Here is a 26,936-nt window from a genome sequence, read left to right on the forward strand (position 1 = left end):
ACTTTGCGTCGCTCAACGAGGAGTGCCGATGGTCACCGTTCCCACCCGCCACCCGGATCGACCCCACCGCGTCCCGGCGGTCGTCGGCGGCTTCGCGGCCGTGCTGGGCGTGCGGGGTCCCGACCGGGACCAGTGGCGGCGCCTCGGCGAGGGCCTGCTCGTCGGCGACGACGCGATGGACCGGCTGGTCGACTGGATGGTCACCACCGGCTCCCGGCAGACGCGGCCGCTGTTCGACCGCGCGCTCGCCCACGGCATCACCGCGGTCCCGGAGGCACCCGAACCGCTGCGCGAGTTCTTCACCGCGGTCGAGACGGTGCCGTCCTGGGTCGACTACGACAAGCTCGTGCGCGGAGCCAAGGTCATGCGCACCGGCGGCGCCGACGGCATGTACGTCGCCCGCGATGTCGCCATGCTGGGCGGGTACCAGTTCTCCGGCTTCAACAAGACGCTGCTGCGCACCGGGGCACTGGAGAAGGGCTCCAACCAGCGGTGGGCCGAGACGATGCAGTGGGCGATGGACGTGCTGTCGGAAGACGGATTGGCGCCGTCGGGACTGGGCTATCAGTCCACCATCCGGGTGCGGCTGATCCACGCGTTCGTCCGCAGGCACGTGGCCGCCATGCCGGATTGGCAGACCGAGGACTGGGGCCTGCCCATCAACCAGACCGATATGGCGGCCACGCTGGTCGGCGCCTTCATCGCGCCGTCGATCGGCGGGATGGGCCTCGGGCTGCTGCTCACCCCCGCCGAAACCGAGGCCGTCGCGCATCTGGTCCGCTATGTCGGCTGGCTGCTCGGCGTCGAGGAGCAGTGGCTGCCGCATTCCTTCCGCGACGGTGTACGCGTGCTCGTGCACACGCTGTCGGCCCTGGCCGACCCCGACGAGTCGACCCGCCAGCTCGCCATCCCGATGTCACGCGACCCGCTGTCCTGGAACTACGACACGCTGCCCGCGCTGCGCCGCCGCCTCGCCTACGCCCAGCACCTGTCGGTGACCGGCACCTTCCTCGGCCGCCGGACCATGCGCGCCCTCGGCCTCCCGACGATGATCGTCCCCTGGTATCCGGCCCTGCGCATCCCCGTCAACATGGTCCGCACCGCCACCCGCCTGCTCCCCGGCGGCCTCGACCGCGCGGCCACCCGCGGCACCCAGGCCCAGGCCCAGTTCATGCGCACCCTGGTCAGCGCGGGCCCGACCGTCGGCGCCGCCGCAACGAAACTCACCCACGCGGCCTGACGCGCCGCCGAGCCCGAACACGGTTCCGGACAACACAACTCGACAACGACGGTGCGCTAGCCTGGCGGCTACCAGCATCGGTTCGGGGTCTTTGTGAATGGTCGTTCTTCGCTGCCGGTTGCCGTCGACCGTCCTCTGTCGCCGTTCGAGTCCTATTTCGCCGTCACCTCGGCGACGATTTGGCTCACCGGCGAGGTAAGCGGCCCGCTCGACCTCGGCACGTTACGGCGGGCGTGGGGCCTGCTGTGCCGAGCCCATTCCGTGCTCACCGCCCACCTCGCGCCCACCCGGGACGACCGGTCGGTCGTGGGACTGCGTGGGCTGCGGATCGTCGTTCCGGCCGTGCCGGCGGCCGCACCGATCGGGCGGGCCGACGACCGGGTTCGGACCCTGGGCGTGGATGATCCGGTCGCGATGTTGACGGTCACGGACGGAGATCCGGCTTTGGTCGCGTTCGCGGTCCACCACTCGATCGCCGACGGTCGGCTCGCACACTACTGGTACCGCGAATTGTGGTCGTACTACACCGATCTCGTCGCGGGGCGGGCCCCGGCGATCCGGCCGCGCCCGGTACCGGACTCGCCGGAGACGCTGCTCGCCGCACACGGCATTGTGCGGACGGCGCTGCCGCCGGGTCGTCTCGAACGAGCGACTCCCACTGCGGTCGCCAGTGGACGGTCGGTGCTACCAGCGCGGTGGCAGCAGATACGGCTGAGCGCGCAGGAGACCACGGGGGTGCTCGCCGATGCGAAACGTCGAGGTCTGACAGTGCACAGCCTTGTCGCCGGTGCGATCGCGGTCGTCACCCGGCGATTCCTGCCGCTCGGGGACGACCGGGCCGCCGAGATCAATGTCGTCTCGCCGGTGGATATCCGGACGCGGCTGGAACCTCCGGTGCCGGTCTGGGCGGGCACGAACATTCTCGGCATGGCGAATGCCGTTGTCGCGGTGCGCCCTTGCTCGGATCCCGTGGTGATCGGGTCGGGGGTGACCGGGCAGCTGGCCGAGGACCTGGCGGCGGGTGTGATCCACCAATCCTTTCTGCACATGGCCGACACCGTCGACCGGCCGCGGCCGTTGGTGCCGCGCACGATCGCGACGAACCTGGGTGTTGTCGCGCCGATCCCCACGCCCGAGGGAACGGCGGTCGTCGCGCTGCGGCACTCGTTGCGGTTCGACTGGGCGCCGGTCGTCGCGATGATGGCGGCCTCGGGATACCGGGATCATCCGTTGCTGCGGACGTCGGTGCACATGATCCACACCTATCGGGGACAGCTCGTCATCGATTTCACTGCCGCGCTGCCGGGAGGACCGGCCGAGCAGTATGGCGATGAGCTGGCGAAAGTGCTTCGTGGGACGTCCGGTCCTGCCTGAGGGCAACTGTTCAGCTATTCCGTGGCAGGTGGCTCGGCGGTAAATTGGATGGGCGGTGGAGGTGTGGCCGGGGCCGCGGCAGTGCCGATGGTGCGAGGTGGGTCTTCGATGACACCGGACGAGCTCATGGAAGAGGCTTGCCGGCTGGCCAAGGAGTCGGTCGACAACGATTGGGGCGGGCCGTTCGGCGCCGTCATCGCGAAAGACGGCGTGATCGTCGCCCGTGGACAGAATCGGGTGCTGCTCACCGGTGACGTCACCGCGCACGCCGAGATCGAAACCATTCGCAAGGCGTCACAGGTGCTCAACAGCGAAGCGCCGAGCATCGCCAAAGCGCATCAGAACGAGTCGACACTGGAATTGGTGGAGCGGCCCGAAGGATCGGTGGACCCGGTCCCGGAACGGGCGAAGATGCTGATGGGGATGGAGATCTACATCAGCGGCGCACCCTGCCCGATGTGTATGAGCGCGATCTACTGGGCACGGCTCGACGCCGTGCACTTCGCGAGCGGTCTGGCCGACACCAGCGCCATCGGCTTCGACGACGCGTACCAATACGAGGACTTCACCCGGCCACTGCCCGAACGCCGGGTGCGCATCGAGCAGTTCCGCCAGGACCTGGGCGCCGAGGCGTACAAGACCTGGGCCGAAAAGGCCGACAAGCACCCCTACTGACATGTCCGCCTCGGAATCGGCACCGCCGCGACCCGCACCGGCGACGGTGGTCGTCACCCAGCAACCGCGCGCTGGTCGCGAAGCCGAGTTCCGGCGCTGGCAGGCGGCGGTCGACGACGCAGCGGCCGGTTTCCCCGGATTCCTCGGCGCCGAGGTGACCCCGCCCGGTGACGTGCGCTCCGAATGGTCGGTCGTGTACCGCTTCGACGACACCACCCACCTGAAACGCTGGCTCGACAGCGCTACCCGCCGCGAACTCCTCGCCCGCGGCGCCGGGTTCTTCGCCCGGCCCGCGACCCAGCATGTGCTGATCGACGAGCCGGGCGGCGCGGCGGTGACCGCTGTCGTGTCCCATTCGGTGGCCGCCGGACGCGAATCGGAATTCATCGCCTGGCAGGACCGGGTGACCGAGGTCGAACGGACATTCCGTGGCTTCCGCGGCTCCGAACTGCACCGCCCGATCCCCGGCCTGCAGGACGATTGGACGATCATCTACTCCTTCGCCACGACCGAGGACCTCGATCGCTGGCTCGAATCACCCCAGCGCCAGGCATTGCTCGCCGAGGCGCCGGACTTCCACGACTTCGAGGTGCATCGCATCGCCAACCCGTACGGGTCGTGGTTTCCGCCGTCCGAGACCGGTGCAGAGGGTGGGCCCGCGTCGTGGAAGACCGCGCTGTCGGTGCTGGTCGGCCTGTATCCGACGGTCGTGATCCTCACCCTGGCCATCGACGAGATCTGGCCCGGCGCGCCGCTGTGGATCAGCCTGCTGATCGGCAACATCCTGTCGGTCAGCCTGCTGACCTGGGTGGTGATGCCGATCGTCACCCGCGCGCTGCGCTTCTGGCTGCGACCGTCGCCGCACCGCGATCCGCGCACCGATCTGCTCGGACTCGCCTGCTCGGTGGGTTTCCTGACCTTCGCCGCGGTGTTGTTCTACCTGGTGACCCGGGTGTGGTGGACCCTGCCGTGAGCCTGGCGGGTGGTCACGCCGAACGCAGCGCGGTGATCAGGTCGCGGATATGCGCGTCGGCGACCGCGTAACCCGGGAAATAGCAACAGATCCGGTCGGCGAACCCGCCGAAGCGGTTCCGGATGGCGGCCGCGCACTGCTCGGGTGTGCCGTACACCGCGAGGGTGGCGAGCATCCGTTCGTCGACGAGGTCGGTCATGGCCGCGACCTCGCCGCGCTTGGACATCTCGTTGAGCTTCGGCTGGAGATCGGCCCAGCCTTCGACCTCGAGGACCGGGCGGTAGGCGGGGGTCGACCCGTAGAAGGCGAGCAGGCGGCGCACACCCACCGACGCCGCGTCGAGTTCGGCGGCAGTGCGTCCCATCGCCACGATGACCTGCGGATAGACGGCCAGATCAGTCAGGTCGCGCCCGGCCCGGTCCAGGCCGTCCGCGATCGCGGGCCAGGTCCGCTCGGCCAGGTGGCGGGCGCTGTTGAACGGCATGACCAGCAGCCCGTCGGCGACTTCGGCGGCGGTCCTGGTCATGATCGGACCGAGCGCGCCGAGGCAGACCTGCGGCATCCCATAGGGATTGGGTCCTGGATCGAAGGTGGGCGCCATGAGCGTGTGCCGGGTGAATTCGCCCTCGAAGCGCAACGGGGTCCGGTCCTGCCAGGCGCTCAGGATCGCCCGCACCGCCAGCACGGTCTCGCGCATCCGGGCGGCGGGGCGCGACCAGGTGCCGCCATAGCGCTTCTCGATATGCGGACGGATCTGGGAACCGAGCCCGAGCCGGAACCGGCCACCGCTCAGCAGGTGCAGGTCGTAGGCGGAATGCGCCAGATGCAGGGGGCTGCGCGGCAGGGCGATGGCGACATTGGTCATCAGGTCGGCGGCGACCGTGCCCGCGGCCAGCGCCAGCGGCAGGAAGACATCGTGCGGGCCTTCGAAGGTGAACAGGCCGTCGGCGCCTGCGCCCACCAGCTGCGCCGCCCGGGACGCGGCGTCGCCGGGACGCCCGTCGAGTTGGAGATCCACCTGCATCGGTCCGCGAGTCATCCTCGCATTCTGGGCAGTGCGGGCGCCGCCGTGGGCGGAATGGCTCAGCGGGTGATGATCGGCACGAGATAGGTGCGCGCGAACGCGGACAGATCCTCGTCGGTGCGCAGTTCGAGCAGACCCGACGGCGCCAGGATCATCGAATGCACCACGCGGCACAGCACTTCGGCGCGTGCCAGCATGTCCGGCGGCTCGGCCAGCAGCCCGGCGGTGACCGCATCGCGCAGGATGGCCTCGGTGGTCAGGATCGACATCGCGACCGTCGGCCCGCTCTCGGTGGTGAGGTGCGGCATCACGCGGTCGGGCTCGAGCACCAGCAGGCGCTGGACCAGCGGGTGATCGCGCCAGCTGCCGACCACGGTCACCAGGATGTCGGCGACGAGATCGTCGAGGTTGTCGTGTTTGTCCGGCAGGGCCTTCAGATCGGTGAGCACGCGCGCGACCTCGCGGGCGAACACGGCGGTGACCACGTCGTCGCGGGAACCGACCCGGCGGTAGACGGTGGCGCGGTCGACACCCGCCTGCCGGGCGATGTCCTCGACGGTCGTCTTCTTGACGCCGACCTGGCCGAACTGGACGAGCGCCGCGTCGAGAATGCGTGCCGCCGCGGAATCGTCGGTTTCGGGGGCATTCGTCGAGGTGACAGGCGCGGCGGTCATGCTGCCACGGTACCAACTCCCGGGCCTTTGCAACATATCTACAGAATTTGTCGCTGCAACATTGCAATCCTTTGTGTCGCATCGTACGGTTGAGGCATGGCTCACTCCGCTGACGCAACGAGGCGTCATCACCGCGAGGAAGCGCACGCGATCAATGCTCGGGACGTGCACTTCGACTTCGGTGATGTGCCGATGCACTACATCCCCGGCGAGGTCTTCGCGACGCACGTCATCAATGTCATGCACCTGGTACTGCCGGAAGGCGAACGGGCGATGGCGCAGGCACTCGCCGAGGCCCTGCCCTACATCGACGACCAGCGACTGCGCGAGGAGGTGCAGGGCTTCGTCGGTCAGGAGACGATGCATGCCAGCAGCCACGCCGGCGCCCGCGACCACCTGCAGTCCATCGGCCTCGACGTCGACTCGATGGTGCAGACCTTCGCCTGGTTCGTCGACCGCATCCTCGGCGATCACGGCCTGACCGGCCGGGCCAAGGAGGAATGGCTCAAGGAACGGCTCGCGCTGTTCGCCGGGATGGAGCACTACACCGCCGTCATCGGCGAATGGCTGCTGGAGAACGACAAATTCGAGGGCCTCGGCATGGATCCGACCATGCTGGACCTGATCCGCTGGCACGGCGCCGAGGAAGTCGAGCACCGCAGCGTGGTCTACGACGCCTACATGTACGTCGACGGTGGTTATGTGCGCAAGGCGCGCACCGCGGTCGCCGCCAGTACCGCGCTGCTGGCCACCTTCATGGTCGCCTCGGCCTACCTGTACGCCAAGGACCCCTCACCGCGTAAAGGCCCGTTCTGGCCGGTGCAGCTGGTGCGGGCGACCGCGCGCGGCATCGTGCCGAACTTCGGGCTGTTCTTCAGCGAGATCCCGCGCTACCTGCGCCCGGGTTTCCACCCGTCACAGCTGGGCCCGATGGACCGCGCACTGCGCTACCTCGCGCACTCACCCGCGGCCCGCGCGGCCGAGCAATGACCGCCCCGGTGGACACGATGGCGCGCCACTACACCCCACCGGCCGCGTTGCGCGCGCTGGGCGTCGTCGTCGACGGCTACCGGCAGCTGTTCGTCGAAGGCCCGGCCGCGACCTTGATCTCGCGGCCGAACCCGGTGCGGCACAGCGGTTTCGAGATCCCGCTCACGATCAGCCGGATCGAGACGATCGCGCAGGACGTCGTCTGCCTGACGCTGTCCTCGCCGACCGGCGACGCACTGCCCGCGTGGCGGCCCGGTTCGCACCTCGATCTCGTGCTGCCCTCGGGCCGCCAGCGTCAGTACTCGCTGTGCGGTGACCCCGAGGACCACCACCACTACCGGATCGCGGTGCGGCGCATCGCCGACGGTGACGGCGGCTCCATCGAGGTGCACGACCAGCTCACGGTCGGCGCGACCCTGCGGATCCGGGGCCCGCGCAATGCGTTCGATTTCATCGCTGCCCCCTCGTATCTGTTCGTCGCGGCCGGGATCGGGATCACGCCGATCCTGCCCATGGTCCGGGCGGCGGCCCGCGCCGGTGCCCGCTGGCAGCTGATCTACCTCGGACGTTCCCGATCGACGATGCCGTTCCTCGACCAGCTCGCCGCGCTCGACGGCGGTCGTGGCCGGGTCGAGATCCGTCCGGACGACGAGTCCGGCGCCCCCGAGCTCGGCGCGCTGCTCGCTCGCGCCGAGGCGGGCGCGTCGATCTACGTCTGCGGTCCGCCGCCGGTGCTCGACGCCGCGCAACGCCATGCCTTCGCGGTCAATCCGACCGGTTCGCTGCACACCGAACGCTTCTCCGCGCTGCCGGTGGTCGACGGCCGCGAATTCGAGGTGACGCTGGCCCGATCGGGGACCACCGTCCGGGTCGGCGCCGACGAGACCGCGCTGGCCGCCATCACCCGGGTGCGCCCGGACGCGGTGTACTCGTGCAGGCAGGGCTTCTGCGGCACCTGCAAGGTCGGCGTCCTGGCCGGCGCGGTCGAGCACCGCGACCGCAAACTCCTCGACGGCGAGCGCGGCTCGCACATGCTGACCTGCGTCTCTCGCGCGGCAGGCGACTCCCTCGTCCTCGATCTCTGAGCAGGGCCGAATCAGAAAGGTCGTCCACATGGGGCGAACAACACTGCAGCTCGACACCTCGTTCGACGTCGTCTCCCCGGCGACCGGCGCGGTGGTCGGCAGCTACCGGATCTTCGACACCGCCGAGGTCGAGGCCACCGTCGCCACGGCGCGCGGGGCGGGGGACTGGTGGGCCGGACTGGGCTTCACCGAGCGGGCCCGCCGGCTGGATGCCTGGCGCGGCGAGATCACCAGGGGGCGCGGCGAACTCGCGCGGATCATACACGAGGAGATGGGCAAGCCGCTCTCCGACGCCAAGCTCGAGATCGCCATGGCGCTCGAACATCTGGCCTGGGCGGCGGCCAATGCGCGTCGGGTTCTCGGACCGCGTCAGGTCCGGCCGAATCTGCTGTCGATGAACCAGGAATGCACACTCGAGTACCGTCCGTTCGGCGTGGTCGGGGTGATCGGACCGTGGAACTATCCGGTGTTCACCCCGCTGGGGTCGGTGTCGTTCGCGCTCGCCGCGGGCAACGCGGTGGTGTTCAAGCCGAGCGAATACACCCCGGGGGTCGGGCTGTGGCTGGCGGAGCGCTTCGCCGAGGTGGTGCCGGAACAGCCGGTGTTCCAGGTGATCACCGGTTTGGGCGGAACGGGTGCGGCGCTGTGCCGGTCCGGGGTCGGCAAGATCGGCTTCACCGGGTCCACCGCTACCGGCAAGCGGGTCATGGCCGCGTGCGCGGAGACCCTGACGCCGGTGCTCATGGAGCTCGGCGGCAAGGACGCGCTGATCGTCGACGCCGACGCCGATCTGGCCGCGGCCGCCGACGCCGCGGTCTGGGGCGGGATGTCGAACGCCGGCCAGACCTGTCTGGGTGTGGAACGGGTGTACGTACACACCGACGTATACGACGAGTTCCTGACCGAACTGGTGGCCCGCGCGGCCGAGCTGCGGGCCGGGACAGGGACCGCGAAGATCGGCCCGATCACCATGCCCAAGCAGATCGGGATCATCCGCCACCACATCGAGGACGCGCTGGCACGCGGCGCGCGGGCACTGCTGGGGGGTGCCGGCGCGATCGACGGGCAGTTCGTGCAACCGACCATCCTGGTCGACGTTCCCGAGGACGCTGCCGCGATCACCGAGGAGACCTTCGGCCCCACCCTCACCGTGTCCCGCGTCCGCGACATGGACGAGGCGATCGAACGCACCAACGCCGGCGCGTACGGGCTGGGCAGCACCGTGTTCTCCCGGCACAACGGCAAGCGGATCGCCGACCGGCTGCGCACCGGCGGCACCTCCATCAATGCCTATGTCGCCCACGCCACCATCACCAGCCTGCCGCTGGGCGGCATCGGCGACTCCGGCTTCGGTCGCGTGCACGGCGCCGACGGACTCAAGGAATTCACCTACGCCAAGGCGACCACGCGGCAGCGCTTCCCGCTGCCGCTGGCCCTGACCACGTTCACCCGCAGCGAGACCACCGACGCGATCGTCGATCGCCTGGTCACCGTGCTGCACGGAAGGAATCGGTAACCATGGCAGCAACCGAACACCGTCACATCGTCGTGATCGGTGCCGGATTCGGCGGCATCGCCCTCGCGATCAAACTGCGCGAGGCCGGCTTCGACGATCTGACGATCATCGAACGCGCCGCCGACCTGGGCGGGACCTGGCAGGCCAATACCTACCCGGGCTGCGCGTGCGATGTGCCCTCCCAGCTCTACAGCTACTCCTTCGCGCCCAATCCGGACTGGTCGCGGACCTACGGCAAGCAGTCGGAGATCCTGGCCTATCTCCGGTCGGTGGCGGCGGACTTCGACGTCGTCCGCCACATCCGGCTCAACACCGAACTGCTCGACGCCCGCTGGGACGAGAAGCGCTCGCTGTGGCGGCTCGAGACCTCCGGCGGCACGCTCACCGCCGACTACCTGATCTCGGCCGCGGGCATCTTCGCCGAAGCCAAGTACCCGACGCTGCCCGGTCTGGACACCTTCGCGGGCAAGACCTTCCACTCGCTGCACTGGGAGCACGAGCACGACCTCACCGGCGAACGAGTCGTGGTGATCGGCACCGGCGCCTCGGCGGTGCAGTTCATCCCGGAGATCCAGCCGAAGGTGGCCGCGCTCACCGTCTTCCAGCGGTCCGCGCCGTGGATCATCCCCCGGATGGACCGGTCGACACTGGACCTCGAACGTTTCCTGCTGCGCCGGATTCCTCTGGCGGGCAAGGCAGTACGCGGTGCCTGGTACGCGGCGATCGAAGGGTTCGGGCTGGTCGGCTTCGTCGACAACCGGTTCCGGCACCCCTACGAACTGCTCGGCCGCTGGCAGCTGCGCCGTCAGGTGCGTGACCCGCAGCTGCGCAAGACGCTGACCCCGGACTACATGATCGGCTGCAAGCGGGCGATCTTCTCCGACGCCTATCTGCCCGCCCTCGACCAGGACAATGTCGACGTGGTGACCGACGGCATCGCCGAGGTGCGGCCACGCTCGGTCGTGACCCGCGCCGGGGTCGAGATCCCGGCCGACACGATCATCTACGGCACCGGATTCGACACCGCGCCCTCGGTCTACGACCGCATCGTCGGCAACGAGGAAGCCTCGGTCGGTGACCTCATGCGGAAACACCGCAAGACCTACCTGGGCACCGCCATCGCCGGGTTCCCCAACTTCTTCCTCACCCTCGGCCCGTTCGGCGCGGTCGGTAACCAGTCGGCGATCTTCATGATCGAATCCCAGGTCGCCTACATCGTCGACGCGCTGAACACCCTGCGTGACCAGGGCGCGCACCGGGTGGAGGTCCGGCACCGGGCCCAGGACGAGTTCATCGAGGAGATGCACCGCCGCAGCCAGTCCACGGTGTGGCTCACCGGTGGCTGCGACAGCTATTACACGACACCGGACGGGCGCAATGCCGGTCTGTACCCGAGCTGGAGTTTCGAGTACCGCAAACGCACCAGCGCCTTCGACGCCGAGTCCTACGAGGTGAGTGCCTGATGGAGCTGTCCGCGTTCAACCCGCTCGGCCTGTTCGGCCGCCGGTCCTACGACGTGCGTAACAAGACGGTGCTGATCACCGGCGCCGGCCAGGGGATCGGCCGGGAGCTGGCCGAGATCCTGTACGCGCGTGGCGCTTTCGTGGTCGTCGTCGATGTCGACGCGGTCGCCGCCGAGGCCGCCGCGGCGGGGCTCGGCTCGCGCGCGCTGGCCGTCGGGGCCGACGTGCGCGACCGTGCGGCGATGGCCGCCGCCACCGAGCTCGCCGTGGCATCCTTCGGGCATCTCGATGTCGTGGTGGCCAATGCCGGGGTCACCCCGAAACCGGCGACCGTGCGCACGATGGACCCCGGCGACTTCGATCGCGTGCTGGCGATCAACCTCGAAGGCTGCTTCAACACCGTGCATCCGGCGCTGGACCACGTCATCGCGGCGAGCGGGCATGTCGTGGTCATCTCGTCGTGCGCGTCGTTCGCGCCGGGCATGGGCGGGTCGCCGTACATGATGAGCAAGGCCGCGGTCGAGCAGTTCGGGCGCGCGCTGCGAGTCGAGCTCGCCGCGGCCGGAGCCAGCGCCGGGGTCGCCTATTTCGGTGTCGTCGACACCGAGATGACCCACGCCATGTTCGACCGCGACGATCTCGGCCGGGAACTCGACGAACTGCTGCCCTGGCCGTTGAACGTGCGGATCAGCGCCGAGCAGGCCGCGACCGTGATCGCCGACGGGATCGCGCGGCGCGCGGCGCGGACCATCGCCCCCGCCGGGTGGGAGCCGTACGCGCTGCTGCGCGGTGCGGTCAACGTGGTGCTGGACGCGCAACTGGCCGGCAGCGGAAAGGTCAAGGACCTGCTCGAGCGGGTCGAGCAACGGACCATCGGATGAGAACCCCGGCCGCGCGCGGGTCGTTGCGGGCCAGGGCCGCGCGGTTGTTCGCCGAGCAGACGGTGCGGCCGCTGGCGGCGGCACTGCCGGTCAACACCGCGACCCTGCCGGTGGCGCGGCTGGTCATCGACGCCGCGATGCGGATCGTCGGGCCGAGCCTGCCGGGCACGGTCGTGCACCGCCGCGACCACGACGGGGTGCGCGGTGAGTTCGTCACCGGGCCTAAGGCGATGCGCACCGACGCGGTGATCCTGTACGTGCACGGCGGCGGCTTCGTCGCGGGCTCGGTCGCCGCGTATCGCGGGGTGGCCTCACGGCTGTCGACGGCGACCCGCACGCCGGTGTTCGTCGTCGACTACCGCCTGGCGCCGGAACATCCGAGCCCGTGCGCCCAGCTCGACGTCGCGCGGGCCTACCGCTGGCTGCTGGGACGCGGATACGCGCCGGACCGGATCGTGGTGGCCGGCGATTCGGCCGGTGGCTTCCTCGCCGCCGACCTCGTCGTCACCACGGCGGGCCGACGCGGACCCGCACCGGCCGGGCTGGTGCTGTTCTCGCCGATGGCCGATCTCGGACTGCGGATCGCACACACCGGTGACCGCAATCGTGACGGGGTGATCTCCTACGCGCTCTCGCTCAAAGCGGTCGCCCACTTCACCAGCGAACAGCTCGAACTGCGGCCCGAACACGGAACGAACCTGCCGCCCACCCTGATCCAGACCGGCGGCGCGGAGTACTTCGCCGCCGATGCCATCGAACTCGCGGCCCGGCTGCGCCGCGCGGGGGCGGCGTGCGAGCTACAGGTGTGGGCCGATCAGATGCACGTGTTCCAGGTCATGCCCGCGCTCGCCCCCGAGGCCAGGTTCGCCTTCGGCGCCGCGGGCCGATTCGTCACTTCTCTCCTCGACACCGAAGCCGCGACCGCGGTCTGACAGACGGAAAGACTCCACATCATGTCGACACCACGTTTCGAAACCCTCTGTGCCGCATTCCAGTACAACGCGGCCATCGACCCCGACGCCGTCGCGTTGCGCACCCCGGGCGACACCCAGACCGCGACCTGGCGCGAATACGCCGCCGGGGTCCGCGACGCCGCGGCCGGTCTGGCCGCCCTCGGTGTGCGGCGCGGCGACACCGTCGCGCTGATGATGGGCAACCGCGTCGAGTTCTATCCCCTCGAGGTGGGCGCCCAGCACATCGGCGCCACCTCGTTCTCGGTCTACAACACGCTCTCCGCCGACCAGCTCGCCCACGTTCTCGGCAATGCCGGTGCGCGCGTGGTGATCTGCGAGCCGCAGTACGTGGCGCGGGTGCGCGAGAGCGGCGTGGCGCTCGATCACATCGTCTGTGTCGACGAGGCGGTCGAGGGGACCGTGCCGGTGGCGGAGATGATCGCCGGTGGCGCGGCCGATTTCGATTTCGACGCCGCCTGGCGCGCGGTCGAGGCCGAGGACGTGGCCACCCTGATCTACACCTCGGGCACCACCGGCAACCCCAAGGGTGTCGAGACCACCCACGCGAACCTGATGTTCCAGGCCTTCAGCCTCGGCGACGTGCTCGGCTTCGAGTTCGGTGACTCGATCACCTCGTTCATGCCGAGCGCCCACATCGCCGACCGGCTCACCGCGCTCTACCTCCAGGAGGTGTTCGGCACGCAGGTCACCGCGGTGTCGGACCCGAAACTCATCGTTGGCGCGCTGGCGGATCTGCGCCCGACCATCTGGGGCGCGGTGCCGCGGGTGTGGGAGAAGCTCAAGGCCGCAATCGAATTCGTGGTCGCCAACGAGCCCGACGAGACCCGCAAGCAGGGTATGCAGTGGGCACTGGCGGTGGGTGCCAAGCGCAGCGGATACCAGCTGGCCGGGCAGCCCATCCCCGACGAGGTGGCCGCGGAATGGGCCAAGGCCGACGAACTCGTGCTGTCGAAGCTGCGCGCCAAGCTCGGTTTCGACCGGGTGCGGTTCGCGCTGTCGGGCGCCGCGCCGATCCCGCCGCAGACCCTCGGCTTCTTCGCCGGACTCGGCGTGCCGATCTCCGAGATCTGGGGCATGTCGGAGCTGTCGTGCATCTGCAGCGTCAGCCACCCGGACGACACCCGCCTCGGCACCGTCGGCAAACTGCTGGCCGGCATGGAGTCGCGGATCGCCGAGGACGGGGAACTGCTGGTGCGTGGCCCGCTGGTGATGAAGGGCTACCGCGGCGAGCCGGAGAAGACCGCCGAGGCCGTCGACGCCGACGGCTGGCTGAGCACCGGTGACGTGGTGACCGTCGACGAGGACGGCTACCTGCGGGTGGTCGACCGCAAGAAGGAACTCATCATCAACGCCTCCGGCAAGAACATGTCGCCGACCACCATCGAGCACGCGATCAAGGCGGCGACCCCGCTGATCGGCGCCATGGCCACCATCGGCGACGGACGGCCCTACAACACCGCGCTGATCGTGCTCGACGCCGAGAGCGCGGAACCGTATGCGGCACAACACAATCTGGCCGACGCCTCGGCCGCGGCACTGGCCGTCGACCCGGAAGTGGTCAAGCAGATCGCCGCCGGAGTGGCTGCGGGCAACACGAAGCTGGCGCGGGTCGAGCAGGTCAAGCGGTTCCGGATCCTGCCGGTGTTCTGGGAAGCCGGCGGCGACGAGGTGACCCTGACCATGAAGCTCAAGCGCAAGGTGATCGCGGAGAAGTACGCCGCCGAGATCGCTGCCCTCTACGCCGAGAACCCGGGCGAGGACGTCCTCGAACCGGCCTGATCGCACCGGGACAGACGGCCGACGGTGCCGTCTGTTTCCCGCCGGATTCGTGCATCCGGGTGCTGCACCCCGCCGTCGCCGAGGTCGCCGGTTCGCTGGGCACCTCGGCGGCGGTGATCGGGACCGCCCTGGCGTGCGGGCCGATCGGGTATCTGGCGGGGCTGGTGCCGCTGGTCGACCGGTTCGCGCCACGGACCGACTCCAGGCCGACCCCGCCACCGCCCCGGCGGCCGACGCCACCGCCAGTACCGCGAACTGCGCCGCCACCACGGACGCATCGGGAGCCTCCCCAGGTGATCGCGGAGACGATTCGCACAGCCACGGCGCGCTCGTACTACCGGTCGTTCGCCGGCGGGGGTGTGGACTCGGTCGCGGCGGCTGCCAACACGGGGTGCGCGTACAGGTCAGGAGATGTCGGCGTGGTTACGTCTCACGGTGATCGGAATCGAAACGCTGGACCGTGACGATTCCTATCCAGTCGTCGGTCGAGTACGGGAATTGCCCGCCAAGTGCGTATCGCCTCGCCAGATCTGGTATCCGTGCGTGATCGCATTCAGCGAAGTCGTATTTGGCCAACAAAGTCGTCAAACCTCGTGGCGTGAAGCCACTGCGGTACGGTTCACCACCGTACCGGCCTGACCTGGCGGTACGGCGAGCCCCAGCGATGACATGATCACCGGTGACGATTTCAGGGTCGCCGTAATCGAGAATCAATCGGCTACCGGGCGCGGACAATTCCGCGAGATCCGCGACGGTACGCTCGAACGCCTCTGGAGTCAGGTAGAAGCTGACCCCGATCCAGGTCACCAAACACCGCCGCGAAGGGTCGAACCCGGCTTCGGTAAGACGTTCGGGCAACGAGTCGTGTTCGAAATCGCAAGGAACCCATCGGACCCGAGAATCAGCAGGGATGTCGTTGCTGTCGTTGAGACGAAGTTTCTCGAGTTGGGTCGACGGTGCATCGACCTCGAATATCGATACGCCGACATCCTTGATCCGAAGGCTGGTGGTATCGAAGCCCGCCCCCAGCAGGACGATCTGATCGATGCCGGTGGCAATCGCTCGACGGCAAGCATCGTCGGTGTATCGGACCCGCAGAACGACGTGGGAATGAAGGCCTGTGTAGTAGTGGTCCGACGCCAGCAGCGCGGCACGCGCAAGGGGCGGGAAAGCCAGCAGTGGAGCAAACCGTCCGGCGTACATGCGCGAGTACCGATCATCGAGCAGTCGTCGATCTACGGGTTGAAGCGACTCCGCAGCGCGTTGTGCGGCATTGAATTGAGCTGACAGGCTGGGTCGGTGGTCGATGCGACGCCGATTCATGAAGCCACGATGCCACAGCCTCAGGCGGTGCGTCACGCGATGGTATAGAGGATACGCCAGCCTCGAGCTGACCTGCTACCGTGTGCTCGGTGCCGCGGCGGGCGGTGTCGAGCGAGTCGCCGGTGACCGACACGTCTGATTCGGCCGGAGTCAGGCCTTTCGCCACCTAGGCTTTCGATGTCAGGGAGGACCCGAATATGGCCGAACGCTCACGCACCGTCGTTGCCGCGGAGGTTCAGGACGTTCTCAACTACTTCGGTGCCTGCCCGATCTGTGGTCATCCGGCCCGCGCCCGGTTGATCACGGCGCAGTTCGCCGATGGCCGGGTGTGCAGTCAGACCGTTGCCGAATGTGGTGGCTGGTGCGGATGGAAGGGGCCGGTGGATGCTACTCCGATGACCGGTGACGCGGTGGTTACGGCACAGGGCCGCAACGAGATCGGGGCGGTCACCGAGGCAGGCGATTCGGGTTCGTGTGCACCGGGATTCGTGGTCAGCGGCCGGAGTTGATCAGGGCCCGGACGTAGGGGTCGGGGGAGGCGGCCAGGTGGGTGGTGGGGCCCTGGTCGAGGATCCGGCCTTCGTGCAGGACTACGAGGTGGTCGGCGAAACCGCCGGTGGTCAGTAGGCGGACCTCGTTGCTGATCGCGAGTACTGCGGCGCCGGAATCGGCGTAGGCACGCAGTGATGTCCAGACTCCGTAGGACGTGCCCGCGTCGAGGGAGTTGGCCGGGCCGTCCGCGACGAGGATTGGTGGGGCGGGGAGCAGGGCTGCGGCGAGGGCGGCGCGCTGGATCTGGCCGCCGGAGTGCTGGCCGGGGAGCAGCTCGAGTGCGTCGACGGGGTAATGTGCTGCGGCGCAGGCTCTTTCGATCGTCCATGCGCCGTGGCGCTGCTCCGATGCGCGAAACTGGGAGCCGACGGTCAGCTGGGAGTCGAAGGCGGCCACACCTTCCTGAGGTACGTAGCCGACGACATCTTCCGGCAGCGGCCCCTGATCCGGTGCGATCACCACACCATCGACGACGACCTGCCCCTGGCATCGCGCCGTCGACGGCAGCCTGCCGGTGAGCGCTGCGGCCAGCATGGTCTTACCGGCGCCGGGCCCGCCGAGAACGGCGGTGATCCGGCCACGCGGCACGACGAGGTCCACCTCCGCCAGCACGGTCTCCTGCCACCGGTCGTTGTCGATCCGGACGGTGAGGCGACGCAGTTCCGTGGTCATGAGCCGGCTTTCTGGAAGGGGCAGGATCGGTTCATCACAGCCTAGGGCTGGGTCGGCATGCGGGCATGGCCGCCGGAGCTCGCCGCCGGGCCCGACTACGCCGCGGGGAGGAGATCGTCGCCGAAGATCAGTAGGCAGCGCAGGGCCAGCTCGATGTGGACGCGGCGGGTTTCGATCGGGTGGCCCAGGCGGCGTTCCGCCTGCTGGAGGCGGTAGCGGATGGTGTTGGCGTGGACGCCGAGACGGGCCGCTGTGGCGCCGATACCGCCTCCGCTGCACAGGAATTCGCGCACCGTGTCGCGCAGGCGGGCCACCGGCTCGCTGCGGTCGGCCAGTGGGCCGAGTTCGCGTGCGATGAGGGCGCGGACGGAGTCGAGATTGCCGTCGCCGGTGAGCAGGCAGACCAGGTCGACGTCCTGGTAGGCGGTGACCGGTGCGGCGATGCGGGCGCTGGTCGCGATCCGGTGCGCCGCACGGGCTTCCAGATAGCTGCGGCGAAAACCGTCCACGCCGGGCGCCGGGGTGCCGACGGCGAGGTGGATGTGCGGGATCGGCGGTGTGGGCAGCTCGGCGACGGCCGGGCGATGCCGGGTGCCGACCCAGGCCCACAAGCCGTGCGCGCCACTGTCGACAAGCAGCGGCGGCGCGGCGCCGAGTGCCTCGGCGACCCGGTTCGCGTGCTCGCGCAACATGTGTCCGGCCTGCCGGGCGGGCACCTCGCGGTCGGTCCACAGGACCAGGGCCGTCTGATAGTCGTCCATCCGATGATCGAGATGGTCGGGGGAATCGGCCGTCGGCGCGGGCTCCCCGCGCAGAATGGCCTGGACGGTCTCGGCGCGATGGGCGTCGGCGCTGCGCGTGTGGTACTCGTGCTCGTCCATGTACGCGGCGACGATGTCGTCGAGGCAGGTGTCGAGCCACAGCGTGCTGCGTTCCCAGAAGGTGACCAGGACCAGCCCGCGCAGCTCGGCATCGGGGATCTGCTGGTGCAGCACCCGCGTGATGTAGCGCCACAGCCCGCGCTGGGCGGCACGATAGGACTTGAGCAGCATGTCCACGCCGTAGCCGCGGCGCGCGACGGTGCGGGCACCGTCGACGGCTTCGGTCGGCGGGTGCGCCTCGAAATGCGTGCGGCCGATCACCGCGAGAAAACTCAGCCAGTGCGCCCTGGTGGCCGCGCGGACTTCCCGATGGAGTTCGGCATCGGTGAGGTAGTGGGGGAAGGTCTCCTGGATCGCGGCATCGACCGCGGCCAGCACCAGTTCGCTCGCCGACTCGCTGCGCATCCGCTGGGCGAAGGCGGTCAGCCACTCGAGGGCGAGGGCCTTGTCGGCGGCGGTGGTCGATTCACCACGGCGTTCCGTGCCAGGGCGCGCCGTCCTCACTGCGCGGCGTGGTGGTCGAGCCGAGGTGCCTGCCCGGTGGGCGTGGGTGTGCTGTCGAGGTGAGCGGATGCCGGCATGTCAGCACCCTAACCCAACCGGACTTGCCTGTCCGGATGTTTTCCGGGTTCGCCGGGGCATTGTGTGCGCACACCAGTCACCGGTGCGTGCTTGGCGCCGCCGACAAATCCGGAAAGCCCGGTTGGTGCGGCGGGGCGGCGCTGCTACCTTCCTACCGGTCGACGTCCGGCGGTACACGCATCCCGTACAGCGTCGTACCGGAAAGCCGCCAGACGTCGGCTCGATTTTACGGGGTATCGCGCACGGTGTCCGCCCCGGCGAACGCGCGGGCGCGGTTCGCCTCCGCGCCGGAACCGGCGGTGGGTAGCGTTGACGGATGAGTTCGCCACGCCGTGCCAACCGGGGACCAGCTGCCGCCGCCGAGAATCGCGTCGCCCTGCTCGCCGCGGCGAAGGCCACCTTCGTCGAGCACGGGCTGGACGCACCGCTGAACCAGATCGCGCGCGCGGCCGGCGTCGGGCAGGGCAGCCTCTACCGGCATTTCCCCACCAGGGAGGCGATCATCCTGGCGGTGTTCGACGAGAACCTCGGACAGCTGGAGGCCATGGTCGCCAAGGTCGACTCGACCCTCGACGAGCTGCTGGCCGAGATGTTCGACCAGATCGTCGATGTCGCGGTGCTGTTCGAGCTGTTCCGGTTCGCCGACAGCAGCGACCCGCGGCTGGCCGAGATCATCGGCCGCCTCTACGCCCTGCTCGACGAGAAGCTCGGCGACGACAGCAGCCGGGGCAGCATCCGCCGCGGTGTCACCGCCGAGGACATCTTCCTGTCGGTCGGCATGCTGGCGGGACTGCTGAACAAGACCCCCGAACAGGAGCGGCCGTCGGTCGCGAAGAAGTGCCGCGCGCTGCTGCTGCGCGCGCTGTGTGACTGACGGTGGGACCGCCGGTCGGGTGCGACCGGCGGCCCCGGCCCTCAGACCGACACGGTGGTGTCGGCGGGATCGATCGCGGCGGCGCGGGCCAGCGTCGCCCGCGCCATCTTGATGTGCGCGGCGTCGACAAGCACACCGTCCACACCGACGGCGCCGCGTCCGGCCGCTTCGGCCTCCCGGTAGGCCGCGATATTACGTTCCGCCAGTGCGATTTCCGCCGCGGTGGGGGAGTAGACGGCATTGGCGATCGGCACCTGGCTCGGGTGGATCGCCCACTTGCCCGTGTAGCCGAGCAGCGAGGCGCGCTGGGCGTCGCGCTCGTAACCGGCGAGATTGCCGTAGTCGGGGAACGGCGCGTCGATGGCATCGATGCCCGCGATACGGGCCGCGACCAGCACCTTGTTGCGGGCGTAATGCCAGAAGTCGCCGGGATAGTCGCCGAGCGGTTCGAAATTGGTGTCCACCCGCGCACCCTGGGACAGCGAGAAATCGCCGACACCGAAGATCAGGGTGTCCACCCGCGGGCTGGCGACGGCGATCGCCTCGGCATTGGCCAGACCCTCGACCTCTTCGATCAGCACCTCGAGGCGGATCTTGTGTTCGAGCCCGAGTTTGTCCTCGAGCTGGGTCAGCAGCACATCGACCCACCACACGTCGCGGGCGGTGCGCGCCTTGGGCACCACGATGGTGCGCAGGTGCGCGCCGGCGCGGCTGACCACCTCGATGATGTCGTCGTGGCACCAGCGGGTGTCGAGGGCGTTGATCCGGATCGCGGGAACCGTGCGGCCCCAATCGAGTTCGGTCAGCGCGGAGATGGCCTTCTCCCGTGACTGCTCCTTGAGCGCCTCCGGGGTCGCGTCCTCGAGGTCGAGGAACACCAGGTCGGCGCCGCTGGACAGGGCCTTGGCGAACATGTGGTCGTTGCAGGCGGGCAGCGCGAGTTCGGAGCGCCGGATCAGCAGGGTCATCGTGGAATCCTTTGTCGTGGGGGGAGACTCACAGCACGCCGCGGCGGTGCAGGTCGTCGATGGTCGCGGCGTCGAGGCCGAGCAGCTCGCCGTAGACCTCGGCGTTGTGCTCGCCGAGCCGGGGCCCGAGGTGCGCGATCCGGCCCTGCGCGGCGGAGAAACGCGGCACCGGTGCCTGCACGGTCATGGTGCCCAGTTCGTCGTCGGCGACGGGCACGAACACCTCGCGGTGGCGCAACTGTTCGTCCTCGACGAGATCGGTGATGTCGTACACGGGGGCCGCGGCCACCTGTTCGGCGTCGAACACCTTCATCGCCTCGGTAAGGGTTTGACGCGAAACCCATTCGGCGACAACATCGTCCACCTCACGAGCCCGGGCGAGGCGGCGTTGCGGATCACCGAAGTCGACATCGTCGACCAGGTCGGCGCGGCCGATCGCGCGGAACACCCGCAGGGCCAGCGCGGGCGAGCTGCCCGACATCGCCAGCCATTTCCCGTCGGCCGTGCGATAGGTGTTGCGGGGGGCCGAGATGTCCCAGCGGTTGCCCGCGCGCTGGGCCACGATGCCGAGCTGGTCGTAGCTGAGCAGCGTCTGTTCCAGCAGCCGGGTGAGCGGATCGACCAGATTGATATCGATCAGCTGACCCGGCCCGCCGTGCACGTCGCGGTGATAGAGCGCCATGAGCACGGCATAGGCGGCATTGAGTGAGGCCACGCCGTCGGCCAGCATGAACGGTGGCAGCGTCGGCGGGCCCTGTGCCTCGCCGGTGATGTGGGCGAACCCGCTCATCGCCTCGCCCAGCGTGCCGAATCCGGGACGCTCGCTCTTGGGGCCGGTCAGCCCGAAACCGGTGATGTGCAACATGATCATGCGCTCGTTGACCGCGCGCAGGCTGTCGTAGTCCAGACCCCACTTGCGCAGAGTCTGCGGCCGGGTGTTGGTGACCACCACATCGGCGGTCGCGACCAGCTCGCGCAGCAGCGCCTGACCTTCGGGCACGCGCAGATCCAGGGTGATCGATCGCTTGTTGCGCGACACCGACTTCCACATCAGCCCGACATCGCCGCGTTGCGCGCCCCAGGTGCGGATCGGGTCGCCGCCGGTGGGCTGCTCGATCTTGATCACCTCGGCACCGAATTCCCCGAGATAGGTGGCGGCCAGGGGCGCCGCCGCGAGCGTGGCGAGATCGAGCACCCGCACGCCGTCGAGCATGGCTTGGCTCATCTCACACCACGGTGCTGCTGGGGCGGACGGGCGCGGGCCGGGACAGGCCGAGATGCTCGCGCAGGGTCGTGCCCTCGTAGGCGGTGCGGAACAGGCCGCGCTGTTGCAGCCGGGGCACCACCATCCGGACGACGTCCTCGAACGAGCCGGGCATATGCGTGGCGGCCAGCACGAAACCGTCGCAGGCGTCACCGTGGAACCACTCCGCCATCTGATCGGCGACCTGCTCGCCGGTGCCGACGAACCGCGGCCCCTGCAGCAGGGTGGCGCGATGCCCGGCCAGATCCCGCACGGTGACGGTGCCGCCGATATGGGTGCGCAGGTTCTGCACCAGCCCGCGGATACCCGAGACCGAGGCGATCAGCTCGTCGGTGACCGGGTCGTCGAGATCGTGCTGGGCGAAGTCGTAGTTCATCAGCTCCGAGAGCAACGTCAGCGACGCCATCGGATGCACCAGATCCTCGAGCAGCATGGCCTCGCGTTCCCTGGCGTGCTGTTCGGATTCGCCGACCACCGCGTAGGCCATCGGGCAGATCCGCACCGAGGCCGGATCACGGCCCGCGTCGGCGATCCTGGCCTTCTGATCGGCGTAGTGGTTGCGGGCCACCTCCAGGCCCGGATCACCGGTGAAGATCAATTCCGCCCAGCGCGAAGCGAATTCGCGGCCACGCCCGGACGAACCCGCCTGGATGATCACCGGCCTGCCCTGCGGCGTGCGCGGCACGGTGAGCGGTCCGCGCGCGGAGAAGAACCGGCCGGAGTGCCGCAGTTCGTGCACCTTGGCCGGATCGGCGAAGTAGCCCGCCGCCCGGTCGTGCACGATCGCGCCGTCGTCCCAGGTGTCCCACAGGCCGGCGACCACCTCGAGGAATTCGTCGGCGCGGTCATAGCGCTCGTCGTGCCCGAGATGGGCGTCCACGCCGAAGTTCTGTGCCTCGCTGTCGTTGACCGAGGTCACCACGTTCCACGCCGCCCGGCCGGCGGAGAGGTGATCGAGGGTCGCGAAGGTCCGGGCGACATGGAACGGCGCGTAGTAGGTCGTGGAATAGGTTGCGCCCAAACCGATGTGGGAGGTGCTCTGGGCCAGCACCCCCAGCACCACCCCCAGGTCCAGCTTCACCGGACGGGCGCCGGTGCGCACCGCCTCCTCGACCGACCCGCCATAGATGCCGGGCATGGCCAGCCGGTCGTCGAAGAACATCAGATCGAAGCAGCCCTCCTCCAATTGCCGCCCGATCTTCGCGTAATACGACGCGTCGAGATAGCCGTGCTCGGTAGCCGGGTGCCGCCAGGAACCCGAATAGACCGAGGTGTTGCCCGCCTGCATGAATGCGACCAACGTCATCCGGTCGCCGTGCCTCATCGCCATCATTGGAATCTAACATCTGACATATCAGATTTCAAACCTGGTACCTCTGGCCTGTTAAGCTTCGCGGATGGCAACCGACATCGCAGGGACCGTGCGCGAACGGGCGGCGCGAGAGCTGCGCGATCGCATCCTCACCGGGGCGCTGCCCGCCGGCACCCGCATCGACCTCGACGCCATCACCGACGAGTTCGCGACCAGCCGCACACCGGTGCGCGAGGCCCTGCTCGAACTGTCCTACGAGGGCCTGGTGCGGGTCGCGCCGCGCAGCGGGATCACCGTGATCGGGATCAGCCCGGCCGACATCATGGACAGCTTCACCCTCCTCGGCATCCTCACCGGGCAGGCCGCGGCATGGGCGGCGCTGCGCGCGAGCACCCCGGAACTGGACCAGCTGCGCGCACTCGCCGCCGACGTCGCCGCACGCGCCGGGGACGACGCCATCGGCGACGCCAACTGGCGCTTCCATCAGGAAGTGCACCGGGCCGCGCACTCGCCACGGCTGCTGACCCAGATCAAACAGGCTGTGCGGGTGGTGCCGTCGAACTTTCTGCGGCTGTTCCCCGAGCACGAGCAGCACTCACTCGACGATCACGACCAGCTCATCGACGCGCTCGGTGAGCGGGACGCGGTGCGCGCCAGGGAGATCGGCGAACGGCATGTGCTCGATGCGGGTCGCTCGCTCACGACGTGGCTGGAACACAACGCGACTCGCGGGCCGGAGTCAGCCTCGGGGTGAGCGGTGCGATCCGGTGACGGCGTGCACGAGCCGGCCGGGCAGTTCGGGCGCGGTGCTCGCGCGGGTGATCACGTGCAGCACGATCACCCCGACCAGCGCGTCGGAGATCTGCTGCAGTGGCGCGTCGGCGTCCAGTTCGCCGAGCGCGCGCGCCGTTTCGAGGCGGGCCTGTAGCGCCGAGGACGCACCCAGCGCATCGCGCACCTGCAGGCCGACCTGCTCGTCCTCGGCCGCGGCCGCGACCAGTGAGCGGAACAGCACCGCGTTGCCCGGCTCGTCGGCGAAGACGAACACCGTGGTGAGCCAGGCGGTGAGATCGGCGCGCAGGTCGCCGGTGTCGGCCGGGACGAACGACTCGGGCAGCAGCAGGCCCTCGAGCAGGCAGTCGGCGACGAGCCCGGCCTTGGAGGGCCACCACCGGTAGATGGTCTGCTTGCTGACTCCGGCCGCGGCGGCGATGCCCTCGATGGCCAGGTGATCCCAGCCGCGTGCCGCGAACTGGGCAGCGGTGGCCTGGAGGATCGAGATCCTGGCCGCCTCGCTGCGCACCGCTCCGCGCCGTCCCTGCGTCATGGTCGAGATGATACCTCGATTACCTATACGGACCGTCTCGTATAGTTGGTGCACCCCCGAGGTGAGGACGGCAATGGCGGAATTTCTGTACCGGTTGGGCAATCGCTGCGCGCGCAGGCCGTGGACCGTGATCAGCAGCTGGCTGGTGATTCTCGGGCTCGGGGGTGCGGGATTCGGGATCGGATTCGCCGGGCTGGCAACCTCGTTCGACATTCCCGGTCTGCCGTCGTCGACGGTGATCACCGAACTCGAAGGCGCGCTGCCGGACTACGCGGGTGCCTCGGGCAGCGTCGTGTTCCGCACGACGGACGGGAACCCGCTGACCGAACCGCAGCGGGCCGCGATCACCGAACTGGCGGGCGGCCTGACCGAATCGAAGGATGTGGCAAAGGTTTTCGACCCGTTCCGGATGGAACAGGAGCGGGTGGCCGGCCGGGCCCAGGTCACCGGCGGCGCCCAGTTCATCTCGGCGGGCCGGGCGCGCTCGGACGCCGAACAGGCGCAGCTCGACGCCGCGCTGGCCCGGGTGCGGTCCGAACGCACCGATGTCGAAGCCCGCATCGCCGCGACCGGCGACCCGGCCGGATCACTGCGCGAGCGGTTGCGCGTGCTCGCCGACGAGGAGGCCGATGTCGACGCGGAAGCGGCGCGACTGGCCGCGACCAGGACCGGACTGGACCGGCAGGCGGCCATGCTCGAGGACGGCAGGGCGATTCTCGCACTGGCCGAACCGATCCGCGCCGTCTCGGCGGACGGTTCGACCGCGGTGGTGACCGTGAGCTTCACCGAGCCACGGCTGGAACTGGCCGACAGTTCCAAACGCGCCGTCATCGAATATGTCGACAGCCATCCGATCGAGGGCGTCGAGGCCGGGATCTCCGGGGAGATCGCGCAGGGCATGCCCGCGATCTTCGGGGTCGCCGAACTGGTCGGCATCGGGTTCGCGGCGGTGGTGCTCGGGGTGGTGCTGCGCACACTGGTCGGGGCGGCGATTCCGCTGGTCAGCGCCACGACCGGGGTCGTGGTGGCGCTGCTGGTCGCGCTGTCGTTCTCCGGGGTCGTGCAGATGATGATGACCACGCCCATCCTCGCCATCATGCTCGGGCTGGCGGTCGGCATCGACTATTCGCTGTTCGTGGTCAACCGGCATCGGCGCCAGGTGCTCGACGGCACCGATCTTGTCGAGTCGATCGGCCTGGCCAACGGAACCTCGGGCAACGCGGTCGTTTTCGCGGGCGCGACGGTGGTCATCGCGCTGCTGGCGCTCAATGTAGTCGGCATCCCGTTCCTCGGCTTGATGGGTACGGTCGGCGCGTTCGCGGTGGCCGTCGCGGTGCTGCTGGCCATCACCCTGACACCGGCGCTGCTCGGGCTGGCCGGGCAGCGGGTGATCGGGCGGGGCGGATCGGGTGCGGCGCAGGCGACGGTCGAGCCGATGCGGAACCGGCGTGCGGTGGGGACGGTGATCGGTGTGGCGGTGGTCTTGCTGCTGATCGCCGCGCCGCTGCTGGACATGCGCGTCGGGCTGCCCGACGGCTCCACCGAGCCCGCCGGGTCGCACGCGCAGCGCGCCTATGTCATCACCGAGACCGAATTCGGGGCGGGGGCCAACAGTCCACTGCTGGTGACCGCCCAGCTGCCCGCCGACCTCGACGAGGCGGGCGAGCTGGCCGCGCAGCGGCGGGTCGCGACGGCGATCGCCGAGGTGGACGGGGTGGTCGGGGTCGCGGCGGTCGCGGTCGCCGACACCGGGGGACTGGCGGCGTTCCAGGTGATCCCGGCCGGTGGCCCGAACAGTGACGAGACCGCGCACGTGGTGCGGGAATTGCGGGCGCGGGAGCCGATCGACGGGGCGATCACGCTCGGTGTCGCCGGGCAGGCGGCCATCGACATCGACATCTCCGAACGGCTGGCGCAGGTGCTGCCGCGCTATCTGGCGGTCATCATCGGGCTCTCGCTGCTGATCATGATCATGGTGTTCCGGTCGCTGCTGGTGCCGCTGGTGGCGACCGCGGGTTTCGTGCTGTCGCTGGCGGCCACCTACGGTGCGCTGGTCGCGGTGTTCCAGTGGGGGTGGGGCTCGGCGATCATCGGGTTGCAGACGCCGGGGCCGGTACTGAACTTCCTGCCGATCATCCTGGTGGGCTTCCTGTTCGGGCTCGCCATGGACTATCAGCTGTTCCTCGCCTCCGGGATGCGCGAGGCGCGGGTGCACGGCGCACCGGCCAGGGTCGCGGTGATGGAAGGCCTGCGCGCGGGCCGCGCGGTGGTCTCGGCGGCGGCGCTGATCATGGCGCTGGTGTTCGGCAGTTTCGTCTTCGCCGAGTCCGGCATCGTCCGCTCGATCGGGTTCGGGCTGGCCGTCGGCATCCTCTTCGACGCCTTCGCCATCCGGATGCTGCTCATGCCCGCCCTGCTGCATCTGCTCGGCGAGAGCGCCTGGCGGTTGCCCGCGTGGCTGGATCGGGTGCTCCCGAACGTGGACGTGGAGGGCGCCGCACTCGAAGGGCGCAGGACCGCCACGGCGGGCTAG

At 69.3% G+C, this 26,936-nt stretch carries 24 protein-coding genes; 15 read left to right on the plus strand and 9 right to left on the minus strand.

What is annotated here, in order from left to right; genetic code table 11:
- Window positions 1-28 precede the first annotated feature (28 nt).
- From ACFXK0_RS08395 to ACFXK0_RS08410, 4 genes are all read left to right on the plus strand, one after another.
- On the plus strand, window positions 29-1,240 hold the full coding sequence (locus ACFXK0_RS08395) for an oxygenase MpaB family protein (protein ID WP_379409302.1): 1,212 nt from the start codon (window positions 29-31) through the stop codon (window positions 1,238-1,240).
- A 93-nt stretch (window positions 1,241-1,333) separates the two neighbouring features.
- Complete coding sequence (locus tag ACFXK0_RS08400) at window positions 1,334-2,614, plus strand: hypothetical protein (RefSeq protein WP_379409304.1); 1,281 nt, start codon at window positions 1,334-1,336, stop codon at window positions 2,612-2,614.
- Between the two features lie 108 nt (window positions 2,615-2,722).
- Window positions 2,723-3,289, plus strand: a complete 567-nt coding sequence (locus ACFXK0_RS08405) for a nucleoside deaminase (RefSeq protein WP_379409305.1) — start codon at window positions 2,723-2,725, stop codon at window positions 3,287-3,289.
- A gap of 1 nt (window position 3,290) precedes the next feature.
- Entirely contained in the window at window positions 3,291-4,262 is a 972-nt protein-coding gene (locus ACFXK0_RS08410) for an antibiotic biosynthesis monooxygenase (RefSeq protein ID WP_379409307.1), read from the plus strand.
- 13 nt (window positions 4,263-4,275) lie between these two features.
- On the opposite strand, the gene ACFXK0_RS08415 is transcribed toward ACFXK0_RS08410, so the two are convergent.
- Both ACFXK0_RS08415 and ACFXK0_RS08420 read right to left on the minus strand, forming a co-directional pair.
- Window positions 4,276-5,286 carry a TIGR03617 family F420-dependent LLM class oxidoreductase gene (locus ACFXK0_RS08415; RefSeq protein ID WP_379409519.1) on the minus strand — a complete coding sequence of 337 codons (1,011 nt, stop codon included), beginning with the start codon at window positions 5,284-5,286 and terminating at the stop codon, window positions 4,276-4,278.
- A 59-nt stretch (window positions 5,287-5,345) separates the two neighbouring features.
- The gene (locus tag ACFXK0_RS08420; protein WP_379409308.1) at window positions 5,346-5,960 is read right to left on the minus strand and encodes a TetR/AcrR family transcriptional regulator; all 615 of its coding nucleotides are present in this window, start codon (window positions 5,958-5,960) and stop codon (window positions 5,346-5,348) included.
- 96 nt (window positions 5,961-6,056) lie between these two features.
- Here ACFXK0_RS08420 and ACFXK0_RS08425 point away from each other — a divergent pair, with 96 nt between their 5' ends.
- Genes ACFXK0_RS08425 through fadD11 form a run of 7 tightly spaced genes read left to right on the plus strand, consistent with a single transcriptional unit; the run spans window position 6,057 to window position 14,648 of the window.
- The gene (locus tag ACFXK0_RS08425) at window positions 6,057-6,950 is read left to right on the plus strand and encodes a metal-dependent hydrolase (RefSeq protein WP_379409309.1); all 894 of its coding nucleotides are present in this window, start codon (window positions 6,057-6,059) and stop codon (window positions 6,948-6,950) included.
- A complete protein-coding gene (locus tag ACFXK0_RS08430) occupies window positions 6,947-8,035 on the plus strand; it encodes a PDR/VanB family oxidoreductase (protein ID WP_379409310.1) in 1,089 nt (362 codons plus the stop codon). The genes ACFXK0_RS08425 and ACFXK0_RS08430 overlap by 4 nt, the downstream gene beginning before the upstream one ends.
- Window positions 8,036-8,063: 28 nt before the next feature.
- Complete coding sequence (locus ACFXK0_RS08435) at window positions 8,064-9,551, plus strand: aldehyde dehydrogenase family protein (protein ID WP_379409312.1); 1,488 nt, start codon at window positions 8,064-8,066, stop codon at window positions 9,549-9,551.
- A gap of 2 nt (window positions 9,552-9,553) precedes the next feature.
- Window positions 9,554-11,014 carry a flavin-containing monooxygenase gene (locus tag ACFXK0_RS08440; protein WP_379409314.1) on the plus strand — a complete coding sequence of 487 codons (1,461 nt, stop codon included), beginning with the start codon at window positions 9,554-9,556 and terminating at the stop codon, window positions 11,012-11,014.
- Window positions 11,014-11,895 (plus strand): short-chain dehydrogenase/reductase, encoded by an 882-nt coding sequence (locus ACFXK0_RS08445; protein ID WP_379409315.1) that lies wholly within the window; start codon window positions 11,014-11,016, stop codon window positions 11,893-11,895. Before ACFXK0_RS08440 ends, ACFXK0_RS08445 begins: the two co-directional genes overlap by 1 nt.
- On the plus strand, window positions 11,892-12,827 hold the full coding sequence (locus ACFXK0_RS08450; RefSeq protein WP_379409317.1) for an alpha/beta hydrolase: 936 nt from the start codon (window positions 11,892-11,894) through the stop codon (window positions 12,825-12,827). Before ACFXK0_RS08445 ends, ACFXK0_RS08450 begins: the two co-directional genes overlap by 4 nt.
- Before the next feature lie 21 nt (window positions 12,828-12,848).
- Entirely contained in the window at window positions 12,849-14,648 is a 1,800-nt protein-coding gene (gene fadD11, locus ACFXK0_RS08455; protein WP_379409318.1) for a fatty acid--CoA ligase FadD11, read from the plus strand.
- Window positions 14,649-15,071: 423 nt separating this feature from the next.
- On the opposite strand, the gene ACFXK0_RS08460 is transcribed toward fadD11, so the two are convergent.
- Window positions 15,072-15,971, minus strand: coding sequence for a class I SAM-dependent methyltransferase (locus ACFXK0_RS08460; protein WP_379409319.1), 900 nt, complete (start codon window positions 15,969-15,971; stop codon window positions 15,072-15,074).
- 197 nt (window positions 15,972-16,168) lie between these two features.
- Here ACFXK0_RS08460 and ACFXK0_RS08465 point away from each other — a divergent pair, with 197 nt between their 5' ends.
- Window positions 16,169-16,480: a hypothetical protein gene (locus ACFXK0_RS08465; RefSeq protein ID WP_379409321.1), complete on the plus strand. Its 312-nt coding sequence runs from the start codon at window positions 16,169-16,171 to the stop codon at window positions 16,478-16,480.
- On the opposite strand, the gene ACFXK0_RS08470 is transcribed toward ACFXK0_RS08465, so the two are convergent.
- Together ACFXK0_RS08470 and ACFXK0_RS08475 are read right to left on the minus strand one after the other, a co-directional pair.
- On the minus strand, window positions 16,464-17,195 hold the full coding sequence (locus ACFXK0_RS08470; RefSeq protein WP_379409322.1) for an ATP-binding cassette domain-containing protein: 732 nt from the start codon (window positions 17,193-17,195) through the stop codon (window positions 16,464-16,466). The two genes, ACFXK0_RS08465 and ACFXK0_RS08470, sit on opposite strands and share 17 nt — an antisense overlap.
- Window positions 17,196-17,290: 95 nt before the next feature.
- Window positions 17,291-18,580: a PucR family transcriptional regulator gene (locus ACFXK0_RS08475; RefSeq protein ID WP_379409324.1), complete on the minus strand. Its 1,290-nt coding sequence runs from the start codon at window positions 18,578-18,580 to the stop codon at window positions 17,291-17,293.
- 394 nt (window positions 18,581-18,974) lie between these two features.
- On the opposite strand from ACFXK0_RS08475, the gene ACFXK0_RS08480 reads away from it, so the two are divergent.
- Window positions 18,975-19,532 (plus strand): TetR/AcrR family transcriptional regulator, encoded by a 558-nt coding sequence (locus ACFXK0_RS08480; RefSeq protein WP_379409325.1) that lies wholly within the window; start codon window positions 18,975-18,977, stop codon window positions 19,530-19,532.
- Window positions 19,533-19,573: 41 nt separating this feature from the next.
- Here ACFXK0_RS08480 and ACFXK0_RS08485 read toward each other — a convergent pair whose 3' ends face one another.
- The 3 genes from ACFXK0_RS08485 to ACFXK0_RS08495 are packed head-to-tail and all read right to left on the minus strand — an operon-like array spanning window position 19,574 to window position 23,088.
- A complete protein-coding gene (locus ACFXK0_RS08485; protein WP_379409326.1) occupies window positions 19,574-20,500 on the minus strand; it encodes an HpcH/HpaI aldolase/citrate lyase family protein in 927 nt (308 codons plus the stop codon).
- Between the two features lie 28 nt (window positions 20,501-20,528).
- Window positions 20,529-21,713, minus strand: a complete 1,185-nt coding sequence (locus ACFXK0_RS08490) for a CaiB/BaiF CoA transferase family protein (RefSeq protein ID WP_379409520.1) — start codon at window positions 21,711-21,713, stop codon at window positions 20,529-20,531.
- A gap of 13 nt (window positions 21,714-21,726) precedes the next feature.
- Window positions 21,727-23,088 carry an LLM class flavin-dependent oxidoreductase gene (locus ACFXK0_RS08495; RefSeq protein ID WP_379409521.1) on the minus strand — a complete coding sequence of 454 codons (1,362 nt, stop codon included), beginning with the start codon at window positions 23,086-23,088 and terminating at the stop codon, window positions 21,727-21,729.
- A 73-nt stretch (window positions 23,089-23,161) separates the two neighbouring features.
- Here ACFXK0_RS08495 and ACFXK0_RS08500 point away from each other — a divergent pair, with 73 nt between their 5' ends.
- Window positions 23,162-23,830: a GntR family transcriptional regulator gene (locus ACFXK0_RS08500; RefSeq protein ID WP_379409327.1), complete on the plus strand. Its 669-nt coding sequence runs from the start codon at window positions 23,162-23,164 to the stop codon at window positions 23,828-23,830.
- Here ACFXK0_RS08500 and ACFXK0_RS08505 read toward each other — a convergent pair.
- A complete protein-coding gene (locus ACFXK0_RS08505) occupies window positions 23,816-24,403 on the minus strand; it encodes a TetR/AcrR family transcriptional regulator C-terminal ligand-binding domain-containing protein (protein ID WP_379409328.1) in 588 nt (195 codons plus the stop codon). The two genes, ACFXK0_RS08500 and ACFXK0_RS08505, sit on opposite strands and share 15 nt — an antisense overlap.
- Before the next feature lie 73 nt (window positions 24,404-24,476).
- Here ACFXK0_RS08505 and ACFXK0_RS08510 point away from each other — a divergent pair, with 73 nt between their 5' ends.
- A complete protein-coding gene (locus ACFXK0_RS08510) occupies window positions 24,477-26,936 on the plus strand; it encodes an MMPL family transporter (RefSeq protein WP_379409330.1) in 2,460 nt (819 codons plus the stop codon).

It is taken from the genome of Nocardia sp. NPDC059177, from assembly GCF_042755165.1.
Lineage (GTDB): Bacteria > Actinomycetota > Actinomycetes > Mycobacteriales > Mycobacteriaceae > Nocardia.